This window comes from Thermohalobaculum sediminis (assembly GCF_023487995.1).
Taxonomy (GTDB): Bacteria; Pseudomonadota; Alphaproteobacteria; order Rhodobacterales; family Rhodobacteraceae; genus Thermohalobaculum; species Thermohalobaculum sediminis.
Genome location: NZ_JAMFKN010000019.1, coordinates 1 through 12,912, shown reverse-complemented (window position 1 = coordinate 12,912; position 12,912 = coordinate 1). Strand labels below are relative to the sequence as shown.

At 60.2% G+C, this 12,912-nt stretch carries 11 protein-coding genes and 2 pseudogenes; 4 read left to right on the top strand and 9 right to left on the bottom strand.

The window, feature by feature from the left end:
* The 6 genes from M1105_RS20040 to M1105_RS20015 all read right to left on the bottom strand — a co-directional run.
* The coding region (locus tag M1105_RS20040) for a DUF992 domain-containing protein (protein ID WP_249582154.1) at positions 1 to 297 on the bottom strand (297 nt) is incomplete at its 3' end.
* Between the two features lie 341 nt (positions 298 to 638).
* Positions 639 to 2,012: a metal-dependent hydrolase family protein gene (locus M1105_RS20035; RefSeq protein ID WP_249582153.1), complete on the bottom strand. Its 1,374-nt coding sequence runs from the start codon at positions 2,010 to 2,012 to the stop codon at positions 639 to 641.
* A gap of 83 nt (positions 2,013 to 2,095) precedes the next feature.
* Positions 2,096 to 3,340: a hypothetical protein gene (locus M1105_RS20030; protein ID WP_249582152.1), complete on the bottom strand. Its 1,245-nt coding sequence runs from the start codon at positions 3,338 to 3,340 to the stop codon at positions 2,096 to 2,098.
* 579 nt (positions 3,341 to 3,919) lie between these two features.
* Positions 3,920 to 4,936 (bottom strand): helix-turn-helix domain-containing protein, encoded by a 1,017-nt coding sequence (locus tag M1105_RS20895; protein WP_319936812.1) that lies wholly within the window; start codon positions 4,934 to 4,936, stop codon positions 3,920 to 3,922.
* Positions 4,937 to 5,257: 321 nt separating this feature from the next.
* Positions 5,258 to 6,979 (bottom strand): amidohydrolase family protein, encoded by a 1,722-nt coding sequence (locus M1105_RS20020; RefSeq protein ID WP_249582151.1) that lies wholly within the window; start codon positions 6,977 to 6,979, stop codon positions 5,258 to 5,260.
* A 120-nt stretch (positions 6,980 to 7,099) separates the two neighbouring features.
* A complete protein-coding gene (locus M1105_RS20015) occupies positions 7,100 to 7,966 on the bottom strand; it encodes a hypothetical protein (RefSeq protein ID WP_249582150.1) in 867 nt (288 codons plus the stop codon).
* A 589-nt stretch (positions 7,967 to 8,555) separates the two neighbouring features.
* Between M1105_RS20015 and M1105_RS20010 the strand changes: the two genes are divergently transcribed.
* Positions 8,556 to 9,671 carry a PLP-dependent cysteine synthase family protein gene (locus tag M1105_RS20010; protein WP_249582149.1) on the top strand — a complete coding sequence of 372 codons (1,116 nt, stop codon included), beginning with the start codon at positions 8,556 to 8,558 and terminating at the stop codon, positions 9,669 to 9,671.
* Between the two features lie 111 nt (positions 9,672 to 9,782).
* Here the strand turns inward: M1105_RS20010 and M1105_RS20005 are convergent, their stop codons facing one another.
* On the bottom strand, positions 9,783 to 10,490 hold the full coding sequence (locus tag M1105_RS20005; RefSeq protein WP_249582148.1) for an IS6 family transposase: 708 nt from the start codon (positions 10,488 to 10,490) through the stop codon (positions 9,783 to 9,785).
* 398 nt (positions 10,491 to 10,888) lie between these two features.
* Here M1105_RS20005 and M1105_RS20890 point away from each other — a divergent pair, with 398 nt between their 5' ends.
* Positions 10,889 to 11,713 carry an MORN repeat-containing protein gene (locus tag M1105_RS20890; protein ID WP_249582147.1) on the top strand — a complete coding sequence of 275 codons (825 nt, stop codon included), beginning with the start codon at positions 10,889 to 10,891 and terminating at the stop codon, positions 11,711 to 11,713.
* Complete coding sequence (locus M1105_RS19995; RefSeq protein WP_249582146.1) at positions 11,710 to 12,012, top strand: YMGG-like glycine zipper-containing protein; 303 nt, start codon at positions 11,710 to 11,712, stop codon at positions 12,010 to 12,012. Before M1105_RS20890 ends, M1105_RS19995 begins: the two co-directional genes overlap by 4 nt.
* A 354-nt stretch (positions 12,013 to 12,366) precedes the next feature.
* Here M1105_RS19995 and M1105_RS19990 read toward each other — a convergent pair.
* Positions 12,367 to 12,591 (bottom strand): annotated as a pseudogene (locus M1105_RS19990) (transposase); the annotation flags it as partial.
* A 29-nt stretch (positions 12,592 to 12,620) separates the two neighbouring features.
* Between M1105_RS19990 and M1105_RS19985 the strand changes: the two are divergent.
* Positions 12,621 to 12,815 (top strand): hypothetical protein, encoded by a 195-nt coding sequence (locus M1105_RS19985; protein WP_249582145.1) that lies wholly within the window; start codon positions 12,621 to 12,623, stop codon positions 12,813 to 12,815.
* On the opposite strand, the pseudogene M1105_RS21050 reads toward M1105_RS19985, so the two are convergent.
* A pseudogene (locus tag M1105_RS21050) lies at positions 12,802 to 12,912 on the bottom strand (IS6 family transposase); the annotation flags it as partial. The gene M1105_RS19985 and the pseudogene M1105_RS21050 overlap by 14 nt on opposite strands.

The following is a 12,912-nucleotide window of genomic DNA, read 5'->3' as shown; positions in this document are numbered from 1 at the left end:
GCCCTTCAGGTCGGTCGTCGGCGCGATGACGGCCCAAACGAGCTGCTGGTTCGGCTTGAACTCAAGATCGATACCGATGCGCGTGATCTTCCCGGCATAGCGCTCGTTGCCGCCGCTGTTCGGGTTATAGATGCATTCGAACTTCTCGTTCGTATAGACGATGGCGTTGGACTTGTCGGTCAATTCGCAGGACAGAACGCCTACCTTCACACCACTCTCTTCCGCGGTTGCGGACCCGAAGGCCAAGAGGGCAGCGACGCACAGGCCACATGCAGCGATGTACTTCTTAAGGAACATGGTCAGTCTCCCTAGTAATGGATTCGAATTTGAACAGTTTGGCACCGAACAACTCGGCGCCTTCCACCGAGAGATCTGGGCCAACAGCCAAGGTCATGCCATTCTCGATCAGTCTGTCAAAACCCTCCAAGAGATCAGGCGGACGACCGCCGAAGATTGCCAGGATGTGTATGAGGGTGGGGGCATTGTTGGCCCGAGCGGATAGCGGCCAAGGCAGGACGGCGACGACCCCCTCGACCCCTGCGGTGGCCACAATCGATCGGGATCGGAAGCAGTTGCCTCGGTCTCGCAGGTAGGGCCAACTAATCCATCGAAGATCTGTGACATCCCGTCAACCACTGCTATTGCAAGGTGTTCTTGTAGATCATGCCGTTTTTCATGATCAGCGGAATGTTCCTGCCATTGTCGCCAAGGATGCTCACGTCCTCTAGCGGATTGCCGTCGATCAACAGGATGTCGGCGTAGGCACCCTCTTTGATCACGCCCAATGGCCCTTCCTTGTAGGGATGGCGCTCGCCCGCCAAGGCGAAGAGTTCGGCGTTCTGCGACGTGATCATCTTTAGAAGTTCGAAGTTACTGAACCATTTTCCAAAGGTTGCTAAGCCGCTGGCCTGAGTGCCGTTCAGCTTCGGCGCAAAGGACAGATCAGAGCCGAAGGCGACCTTGACACCATATTTCTTGGAATAGTCCATGGCGTTCTGGAACCCTTCGGCCACTTCCAAGTATTTTTCGTAGTTCGCGGGCGGCAGGGCCTTTGCAGCCGGATTGTCAGCAAGGAAAGGCTGTATGTCGAGCCAGATCCCCTTTTCAGCCATTTCCCTGGCGATATCCTCGGTAATCAGATGGCCATGTTCGATGCTTTTCACACCGGCCTTGATCGCCTTCTCCACCCCTTCGGATGTGTAGATGTGCACCGCAACGTAGGTCCCCCAGTTATTGGCGACGTCGACCGCGGCCTTGACCTCCTCGTAGGTCAACTCGTTCACGTCGAGTGGATCGTACGTGCTGGCGACACCGCCGCCCATGAGCAACTTCACCTGGCTAGCTCCACGCTTCATGTTGAAGCGGACCGCAGCCAGCATGTCGTCCACGCCTGCAACCTTTCGGAAAACTTCCATCTGTTCGAAACGGTCCATCGGCGCGCCAAATCGTCGAGGGCCATGCCAACTCTCGGTGTAGTCGGCATGGCCGCCATCGATGCCAATATGTGTGCCACTCAGCAACGTCCGGGGACCAGGGTAGAGGCCTTCATCGATGGCGCGCTTGATGCCAAAGCCGCCACCGCCCATGTCGCGCACGGTTGTGAAACCGCGCAGCAGCGTCTTTTCTGCCTCATCCAGTGCGCGGGCATGCAGATAATCGGCTTCGAACGTGCGAATCTGGTCAAGGCTATCAAGCCCTGCATACATGATGTGCCAGTGCGCGTCTGTCAGGCCTGGCATCAACGTCCGTGCGCCGCCATCGATGACGGTTGCGCCCGAGGCGTCGATCGTATCGGTCGAGACCGCCTTGATGAGGTTGCCTTCGACCAAGACGCTTGCGGTCTCGATCCGCTTCTCGTTCACGCCATCGAAGACGTGGACGTTGGTGAAGAGCGTGCGCGGCGGGGCAGACGTCTCCCCGGCCAGCGCCGGCCAGGGCAGCAGGCCGGCGCCGATCGCGAGCGCGAGCAGCGTGCAGCGTGCAGTCCTTCGCCATTCGACGGATCGAAACATGGTCCATTATCCCTTTGGGTGTACGGCCGGGCGGCAGCGGGCACGCGGGTTTCCGCGGCGGACACGATTTACCCCCAAGCCCTTCACTGGAGCGGCAGCGTCAGCACCGGCCCGGCGCTGCCGCCGGACGGCGCGATCACGAGGTTGAAGAGGTCGTAGACGGCGTTGAAGAAGCGCTTCGAATCCTGGTCGCGGTCGTCGATGTAGAACCATGTGTCGCGATGACGGATCGCGACGTAGGCGTCCGCGGGACGCTCGCGGCTCGAGCGGATGGTGAGAAATGGGTAAAGATCGACGGCCGTCCCCTGGCGGATCGCCTGATCATAGGGATCGGTCGAGAAGGCCCGTCCTTCGCGCTCGTGCTCTTCGGGAACCTCGACGAAGAAGGCAAGAAAATTCAGAACCGAATAGAACGAGTGCGGCAGCAGGGAGAGATATTCCCGCTGCGGGTCGGTCGACTGGAGAGAGGAGAAGTCGGCACCGGTCGGCACCTTCTTGTTTTCGACCTTCCAGAACCGGTAGAGAGGACTCCGGGTCAGGTTGAGAAGCTGGAGCAGCCGCCGCCCCTCCGGCGTGTCACGTGCGTCCTCGTCGATCCAGAGCCCCGTGTAGTAATTCTGGTCCGTGAAATAGTAAGTCTTCCCGCCATCGAAGGATCTGAACCGTCCCTTGCCCGTTCCGAGGCCGACGGCTGTCATCTGGATTTCTGGCGTAATGTCGCGCTTCGTGTAGGTGATGTCGGAGTAGGGATCGTTGATCATCACGCTTCCGTAGCGAAGCTTGCCACGATTGTAGAGATCGCCAACGAGACGGATCATCTCGACGAACTCGGGGCTCCCCGGCCGGAAGTTGCGCCCGATGCCGAACTCTGGGCCCTGCACGTTGCCCATGGCGGCAACCGTCACCGCGAAGATGATGTCAGGCGGGTAGCCCACATTCGCAAGGAGCGCGGGCGTGTCGTAGAAGATCCGCTGGGTGAGTTGTGTCGTCACCTCCTCGTCAGCCCGAGGCATGATCGAGATCGTCGGCGTGTCGCTGAAGGTGTAGCCTGCATTCCCGCTGGCCGTCGCAACGTTCGGGGCGCCGCCACCCGGGAACTCTCCCGATGCTCCCACGCTGACGGAGCCCGAGTTGCTTACCTGGGTCGTGATGCTGCCGATCGTGACGAACTGGGGCGGTTCCAGATAGCGTCGGCGGACGATGTTGAGAAGCAACTCCTCGCTCACCACCTCCTGCACGCTCTTGTTATAGTCGACCTGCGACGCGCGAATGATCTGCGGGCCGAGCGTATCGACGCAAGCTGCGAGCGACGGCAGCACGGCCGCCATTACAACTAAAGAGAGGGATCGAGTAAGCAAGTCTTGCATTTCCGCTTTGGCTTTCCACGACGGATCAGGTCGCTTGGGGAGATGACGGATGCGTCCGTCTCAACGCGGTGGATCGAGGAACCACCCGGACCGCCCCTTATCCGAGCCGACACCAGAAACGGCGTTCGCCGGTTTGTCGCGCAACTCGTCGTCGCTGTCGGCCGCGAGGCAGGGTACCCGCCGCGACTTCGGGCTGCCGCGTGACGTGGCCGCGGGCTCGCTTGCCTTCTGGTCCGGTTCGCGGTCACCCCCTGTTCCCCCGCTTCCGAGGCGGCTCGAAGACCGCTCGCCACCCGCAAACCGTGCTTTCACCGTCAAGCCGAGACCCAATCGTGACGGTGCACGAACGTTCGGACTATGCGAATCTTCCGGATCCGTCCGTTCCGACCGCGCTCCCTGGCGCGCCCGACAAGGGACCGATTGGCGCCAATCCGCGTCCGGCGCCGGGATGCGGGACGGCGCCGGCAGACGCGTTCTCCGGCGCTTCAGTCGGGTCGGTTAACTTTCGGGCACCGAGCTGCCAAGAACTCGCCCTGTGGGTCACTCGGCGGAGGAGCTTCTCAACGTCACCGAGGGCAACTCGCCGAAGAGCGCGCGATACTCGACAGAAAAGCGCCCCAGCTCGGTGAAACCGGAGTCCATGGCGGCCCTCGTCACCGCGCCCCGCACGTGCGGACTGGACAGCAGGGCGCTTCTTGCCGAGTTCAGCCGACGCTTGTAAAAATAGCTGAGCGGCGGCTCGCCACAGATGGCGTGGAAGGCCTCGTAGAGAACCGACTTCCCGACCCCGGCGGCAAGGCAAAGATCGGCAAGCGAAACCGGGGTCCCATCGGCCGCCATGAAGCGCTCTTCCGCCTTTCGGACGATCGCATTCGGCCGGCTGGGCGGTGGCGCGCGCTCGTACAGCTTCGAGAGCCCGGACATAAGAGTGTCGGCAAGGAGGCCGAAGACCATCCGGTCGAAGTGCTCGGCGTCGAGTAAACCGCCTGCCTCTGCGTTTTCCTTGCACTGCAGATCGAAAATGGCGTTCAGTCGCTTGCGAGTGCCGCTCGACACGTCGGCGTTCAACTGCAGCATGAGTTCTGGCAGCGCCAGATCCTCAACACCGATACCCTGCAGGGCAGCGAGTGTTTTGGCGAACTTTCTTCTGTGTAGGACTACACCAATCACGTCGCGGCTCGCCCCAACGATGTGAAAGCTTTCTCCCTTGAATGGAAGATAAAGGGTGGACACTGAAGCCTCTGCACCATTGATGCGGCAGTTGTTCGACGACGGTTTGAATAGAATCAGAGCTATTCGCCCCGGCCTCAGGACGGTGACGCCAACCGACTGGATGTCGTGCCTGACCCGCACAGCCGAGACGTCATCCGTCTGGACAATGCTCACATCGGATTTGCTTGCACCGGGCTTTGTCTGGATTACGCTTTCTTCACGGACGGGGATCATCGGCGCAACGACGCCGTAGTCCGCGAGGTGGCGACTGCTCCACGCGTCCACGCGACGTGCCGGCGATACACTTGAATGTCGGCCGTCGACACCGTTCATGTCGCGGTCCATCCTCCGTTCCGACTATCGCAAGATTGTGAATGCGAATTATCCTTATGGCCATGACCTGGGTCAAGATTGACACGGGCTGCGACATGCTTCCTGCCGACCCATATCGGCGGCCTCGGCCGCAACGGTGATCGGCCGAGCCTGGCAGGGTTCCTGACCGCGTCGAAGCTGGGACCGATGGCAGGATGGCTCTGCATCCCGGGCTGGCATCGACGTTAGGTCAAACTCGACCAGCCGCTCGATGTCGCCGAATGCCCGTGTCTCCCCCGCCGCGGTCCGGGCACAAGTGCCGCGACGACCGTCGCGGCACCCGGTATCCGCCGGTTAATCGGTGCCGCCCTTCTTCTTGCTCCCGTAGCGCTCATGCGTCGCCTCATCGACGGAAGCGTCCTCGATATGCAGGGTCGGAACGTCGATTGCGAAAATCCCGACGAACTTCTCCGGCGAGATCGGCTCGAAGCGCCCTTTGTCCTCGACGGGGAAACGGATCGGCTGGCCGGGGAACACGTCCTTCTGGAACACCGAATCGCGCACCACGGGCACGCCGCTGACCAGCACGAACGGGATGCCGGTGGACGGCAGGCCGTTCTCGCCCTCCTTGAAGGTGGAATTGTCGGTCACGGTTTCAGGATCGAAGATGGTGATGTCCGCAACCATGCCTTCCTGCATCCGGCCGCGTTCCCGCATCGCCTCGAGGCCGGTGTCGCCGAGATGCTTCGCGCTCCAGTAGCTCAGCTGCGACAGGGTGAACATCAGCGGCACGCCGTTCTCGCGTCCCATCCGCAGCACGGCGGCATGGCTTCCCGCGGTGCGCGGGTGGCCCTTGAACTCCTCGAAGGGGAAGTCGGCATCGCGGCCCCCGTCCATCCACATGGCGTCGGACGCCACGGTCATGTGCGGCATCCGCAGCCAGTAGGGCAGCCACTTCTGGCGCGGCGGCAGCTGGATGACGATGGTGCGGCCCGGATCGTCCTTGCGCAGTTGAAGGACCTCTTCCTTGGAGAGATACTTGTCCTGGCTCGGATCATAGATCTGATCCTTGTAGCTGTAGCCCATGTTGTCTTCAAAGATCTCGGGGGCGAGATACTCGGCACCGACATTGCTCGACGCCGCCGCGTAAGGGTAATACTCGGACCACATGTTCATGCCCTTGCTGCGGGCAATGGCGAGCTTTTCCTCGATCTCCCACCAGTCCTGATCGTTGTCGTGGCACATCATCAGCGGCGCATCGAGCACGACGGCGTTCGCGAACATCTCGTCGAAGCCGAGGGCAGCTTGCGGGTTCCCCACATTGCCGTGGAATCGCTGGTGGGCGGCGGCCACGCGACCATAGCGCGCGGCGACGCGCTGGAACTCATAAAGCTCGTAGGTGGTGACCCCGCTCCGCGCGTAGCCGACCAGCGAGGACGCGCCGATCGCGCCCTGGCGCATCTGCTCGTCCATCAGCCGCGAAATCTCGTTCATCTGATCGAGGTTTGGCCGCACAGTGGACCAGCCGGCCACGTTGTCGCCGTCGAGCGACTTGGCGCGATCCTGGAACATCGTGAGCGCGTCCGTTGGTCCGTCGAAGGTCATGCCGTCCAGAACGATCTGGCGCGCCCGTTCGTGGCTGACCGTGGCCCCGTAGTTCAGCGGCCACTTGCCTTCCTTGGCGGCGTAGTATGCATCGACGTTCCAGACCCCACCCTCCATGTCGATCGGGGTGGTGACGCCGTTGCGCGCCGCGACCTTCATGCCGAAGAGATCGACCGAATGGAAATGCGTGTCGATGAAGCCGGGGGCGACAACGAGTCCGGAGGCATCGATTGTCTCGGAGCCCTTGAGTTCATCCTTGCTGATGGTGACAATCCGGCCATCCTTGATCCCGACGTTCATCGTGGCGTCGAGAAGAGTCTCCGGGTCCATCACGCGCCCATTGCTTATGACGAGATCATAGTCCTGAGCCAGAACCGGAAGTGGCATTCCCAACGGCAGAACAACTGCCGCTATTACCGTCATCAGAGTCTTCCGCATCGCTACATCCTTCCGGCCTGTTTCAAAGGCCATCTTTGGTTTTTATAGGGAAGATGAAGTACTTCCCATTCTTTATTCATAACCTCGATCGACTTTCGAGGGAGCTGCTTCTTGATTCCGTCCTCGTTAGGCAGGTCGTGGGGGACCCTGCCTTCACCAAGTGATCCAGCTGGCGAACGGGTTCGCGAGAACAGGCGTGATGTTGAACGATACCTGCCAGTCGGGTCCGAAGGCGTCGGGCTGCTTGACGAAATAGTTGAACTCCGCCCCGAGCTTCACCGGGATACCGCCGATCATCACCGTCTTGAAGACGCCGGCGTTCAGGGGAATGGTCCAGTCGTCAGTGTTGTGGTTGTAGAGCAAGACGCTGCTGCTGTTGAGGGACCAGCCGCCGCCGGGCAGGTATGCGAAGATCGGGTTGATCTGGGTGATGTCGGTCGACTCGCCTTTCCAGCCGCCGACATCGAACTGATGCGCGAGCAGGCTCGCAATCGTCACACTCTTGCCGACATGTCCGAGCACCAATTCAGGGCCGATGCCCCAGCGCCCCGCCGTCAGATCGCTATTGGTTCCCGAGGGCAACGTGCCGTTAGCACCGAACGCCCAAACGAAGCCGGTTTTGTAGCTCGCAGCGAAGTCGAAATCGAAGGCGATGTCTGCCAAACCGAAGTCGGCGTTATCCCAGTCTAATGTCGACGCGTCGAACGTGGGCTGATTGAACTTCGCGATTATGGCTGGACGCAAGATCATCTTGTAAGTGACTTCATCAGTCGAGAACGAAAATGGGTCGAACGGCATGATCGGCTGAAATTCGATGTCGAAGCTGTTCTGGTCGTTCGCCCCCGGCAGGTCGCCCTCGTACTCGAAATACCGGAACTTGAACTGCACCGCGGATAGCGCGGCGTTGGGGTCGTTCAATTTTCTCGCCACTTCTTCGACGGAATCGCCGCCCGTTTGCTGGGCCGCGGCCGGTACCATCAAAAATGCAAGCGCAACAGCGCTCAACAGCAGCTTGCCCATAGCTTGTGTCATTTTGCCCACTTCGAGCCCCTTCTCTCTTCCAGACCCATGTTCAAACTTTACAAATTAGAATAGATTTTCTTGGCCGAGATCGGCTGCAATTTTATTTATATATTTTATCCACTGGCATTTATACATTTAAAATTTTCCGTTTTATTGATTACAGCTGGCGCGATTTATTTAATAGGCGGATTCTATTTTTGAACGACGTTCTAGGGTTATCCGTACAAGCATCGTTTTTGTTTGAACGATAACTGTTAATCACTCGGTTAGTATGCAGATCTTCCGCTGATTTGAGCATGGCCCCGCACATTGAGCTCTGCCGCGATGGCGCGGAGCGAGGTGTGGCCGGTGGCGCCGATTTCGGCGAGGACGGGGGCGAGATCTGCGGTAAAACGTTCGGGGCATTGTCAGATTAAACTGATCTGATAGCCTGACGCTGGCTTGGAAAGGTTGGCTGGCGGCGTTCTGGAAAGCTTTTTGCTTTACAGCTCGGCATTTTATGGCCCTCTCGCAAAAGCGAGGGAGGGGAAAGATGGCCCTCGCCGGCTAATTTGACAGTGCCCTTACAAGTCCCTGGAGAGCGTTCATGGACGACGCAAAGCAAGCAATGCTCCTCGACCGCTCGATCAGCGCCCTTGACCGCGACTGGATTTGCGAGGCGATCAACAAGGTTGAGGCAGATTTCAACCGATCGGCCGACACCCACTTAATCAAGCTGGAGTTGCCCTGCCTCGAAGCCGTCGATCTCTACCTCAAGGACGAGTCTACTCACCCGTCGGGCAGCCTGAAACACCGGCTCGCGAGGTCGCTGTTTCTTTACGGGCTCTGCAACGGATGGATTACTCGGGACACGCCGATCATCGAGGCCTCGTCGGGCAGTACGGCGATCTCCGAGGCCTACTTCGCACGACTCCTCGGCCTGCCCTTTATCGCTGTGGTGCCGGACACAACCGCCAGCCGCAAGATTTCGCAGATCGAGTTCCAGGGTGGCGAATGCAAACGGGTCGCTGCACGCGACATCTACGAGACGGCAGCACAGCTGCGCGATCGTCTCGGTGGGCACTATGTCGACCAATTCACCTACGCTGAACGCGCTACCGACTGGCGTGGCAACAATAACATAGCCGAGAGCATTTTCACGCAGATGGAGCGGGAGCGCTTTCCCGTTCCCAGATGGATCGTGGTGAGCGCCGGCACCGGGGGCACGTCTTCGACCATCGGTCGCTACATGCGCTACCGGCCGGGCCTCTTCGCATCCACCCACCTCTGCGTCGTTGATCCGGAGAACTCGGTGTTCTTCGATTTCTTCAGAACCGGAGACGCCAGTCTTACGGCAACCCGCGGCTCGCGCATCGAAGGAATCGGCCGTCCCCGCGTTGAACCGTCATTCATGACCGGAGTGATCGACAGGATGATACGAGTGCAGGACGCCGCGAGCGTCGGCACGCTTTGGTGGCTGGAATCCATAATCGGCCGCAAATGCGGCGGTTCGACCGGCACCAATCTGTTCGGAAGCATCCAAATCGCGGCCGAGATGATCTGCCACGGCCAGTCAGGAAGCATCGTCACGATGATCTGCGATCCGGGAGACCGCTATCTCGACACCTACTACAATCACGCCTGGGTAAAAGAGCAGGGCTTAGACGCAGCGCGTTATGTCGAGAAGTTGGAACAGTTCGTCGGGACCGGCGATCTGGATTGATCGGACTCCGCGAAAAGCCGGGTCGCTGAGCGGGTGCTGCCAGATGAATGCGAACTCGGGTGCTGGCAGACTAATGCGAACCAGTTTCAGTTTGCCCGCAACCGCAGGAACCTAGGCGGCACAGAGCTGCCGCCATTCATCGAGGGCGGCGGTTCTCTGGAGCTTGAAGATGTTCCTGCTGGAGAGGCTGCGTTCCTGGTTGAAGTGGTTGTGGACGGAAGAATGGACGGCGGCGAAGGTCTGCAGACTTCGCATCCGCCGGAAGCGGAGCATCGCGCGCTCTCGTCGTCGCAGTCGAAGATGCGAGTTCTCGGCGCGATTGTTCGACCAGCGCCCCGTGGACTGCAGATCCGACCCACCGAGCTCACGTAGTGCCGCGCGGTACGAGGGAAGACGATCGGTGACAATCTCCAGCGGCCGACCGTATCTGCGCATCAGTTTCCGGAGGAATTTCAGTGCGGCGCGCTTGTTCCGGCGTTTCGTGACGACGGCCTCGAGCACCTCGCCTTCGTGATCGACGGCCCGCCACAGGTAGTGGCGCTCGCCGTTGATCTTTACGAACACCTCGTCGACGTGCCATCGCCAGTTCGAGAAGGTGCGCAACTTGTCGATGCGCTTGCGCCGGATCTCGGTCGCGAAGATCGGTCCGAACCGATGCCACCAGAAACGGATTGTCTCGTGGCTCACGTTGACGCCGCGCTCATGCAGCAGGTCCTCTACGTTCCGCAGCGAAAGCGGAAACCGAGTGTAGAGCATCACCGCCAGGCGGATGATCTCGGGACTGGTTTTAAAGCAGCGGAAAGGGTTCGGTTTGCTCATTCGGAGAGGGTAGGGAGGCCGTCATCCCGCCTCAAGAGGGATTGCCCTGACAGAACCCGCCAAGGCGCTCGCCAATGGCAACCCTCCGCTCTCAAATCGGAGTGGCCGGATTTTCCGCCGCCATCCTGGCGGGATTTCCGACCGTCATTGACAAGCGGAATGGACTGAGTTTGCTCATGCCGCGAGGGTAGAGTGCCTGCTTGCTAGCTTCAAGTAGGGTTGCTCTGACAGAGCCTTCTCGGCATGCTAATTCCTCGAAGCCGCTTATAGTCCGCTAACGCAGCGATGGAATAAGCCAGTCGGAGTGCTGTTCTTATAATGCCTCCTCGACGCAGCAACGGCGCGCTTGGAGCACAGCATTCGCGGGCGGGAAAGGATCGGAAATGCGAAGACTTGTAGTGAAGTGGCTTGCAGTTGTCATCTGCGGGGCCGGTGTGCCTGAGTTTGCCGCGTCGGAGACCTGGCTTGAGGATCCCGCAAGCGGATGTGCGCTCTGGTCCAGCGACGCGTCCGCTCCCGGGGAGACGGTCTCGTGGCAGGGGGCCTGCGTCGACGGTAAGGCGTCGGGCGTTGGTGTGGCGGTCTGGCACGACGACGACGGGCTCGCCTACCGGGTTCTGGGCGAGATGCGCGGCGGGAAGCTTAACGGTGACGCCACCGTCCTGTTTCGTGATGATATCGGCGGATATTCCCGATATTCAGGTGCCTTCGTCGAGGGCAAGCCGACCGGTGAAGGAACGCTCGTTGGCTCCAACGGCTTCCGGTTCCGCGGAGAGTTGATCGAGGGCATCTCGCATGGTCGCGGAACCTTGTCCGCACCGGATGGCTCTATGGTCAGGGGCGAGATCAAGGACGGCAAGACCGTCGGGACCGCATTCGCCTATTACGAGACCAAGGAGGGCGAGACGTATTTCGGCGAGGTTCTCGACGGCAAGCGCGATGGTCATGGCATCCTCCTGATGCCGGATGACAACTTTTACTTCGGCGAGTTCCGCGATGGTGAACCCGCCGGTTATGGCAGCTTTCTTGGTGTCGAGAGCGGTGACTATGTCGGCGCGTTCGCCGGCGGAAAGCCCAACGGTCACGGCACATATGTCGCGCCGGATGGCGCCACCTACCAGGGCCGTTTCGTCGACGGCAAGCCGGATGGCCTCGTGCTGGTGACCAGTGCCGAGGGCAAGCAGTCGACCGAGACGTGGAGCAACGGGGAGAAAGTCGAATGATCTCGCTTAACATCGTCAAGCTGGGCGCGATCTCGCTCGCTCTGGCCGCCATGTTCTACGCTGCCGCTCCTATCACCGTGGCCGATGCTGGCCCTGTCGCCCGGAACTCGCTGCGCGGAGCAGGGGCGGGCGCGCTCTTCGGAGCGATCGTCGGTGGGGGCAGGGGCGCCGCGACCGGCGCAGCTGTGGGGGCGGCGACCGGCGCAATCGTCGGTCAGATTCGGAAGAATGAGCGCCGCGACCGGTATCGAGATCGCAATCGGTATCGGGGCCACGCGCATGGTTGTCGCAAGTGTTGAAGGTGGCGGGGACTGAAATCAGCCTACCCCGAATGATCTGAACGTTGTGCGTCGAACACTATTAATTTTTACCCGTGCTTGCGGATTTCGACGGGTGTAAAACTACATGTCTTCAGCACGGGGAGTATTCTGTCGCAATCTAGCTTGGACGCAAAACAGAAATGAGCCTTGCCAAAAACTGTGGTGCAATGCTCCATTAATAAATTGTTTGGCCGATCACGCACCTAACGCATCCGGACGGGAGAACTCTTGGCTTGGAACTCTAGCAGTTGATATTGGCAGCGATGGTGTTCTGTGTCGCCTGTCGCTTGTTCGTGAAAGGCGCCGAGAGGCTAAAGCTAGGCTCAGGACTCGTAACCAGAAGATGACGGTTTCGGCGATGCTGATTGCGCTCATGAAGCTGTGGACGCATCGGTAATAGCGCATGGTGTTGCGCTGCCAGTCCTTGAGCCTGCCGAACATGCGCTCGATGCGGTTGCGTTGCTTGTAGCGGACGGCGTCGTAATCCATCGCGCGCTTGCGACTCGTGCGTCCAGGAATGCAGGGCGTGATGCCAAGGCTGCGGAGGGCGTCGCGAACCCTCGACGGCGAGTTCAGTGATTTGACGCATGAGCCTCGTCAACTTCGAGACCTCCATCGCAACCGGGCTGACATCCAGACTGCAGGACCTGACGACCGCCAAGTTCGGCGCGGGCGACCTCGACCAGTTTAAGCGCGGCGGCGCTTGTCACTGGAAGATGGTGTCAGACGAATGCGAACTAGTCTCAGTTTGCCGGCGAGCGCCGGATATCAGGTCGCGCTGAGCTGACGCCACTCCTCGAGAGCGGCGGTTCTGTTGACCTTGAAGATGTGCCGGCTTGAAAGGCTGCGTTCCTGATTGAAGTGGTTCGAGACGGAGGC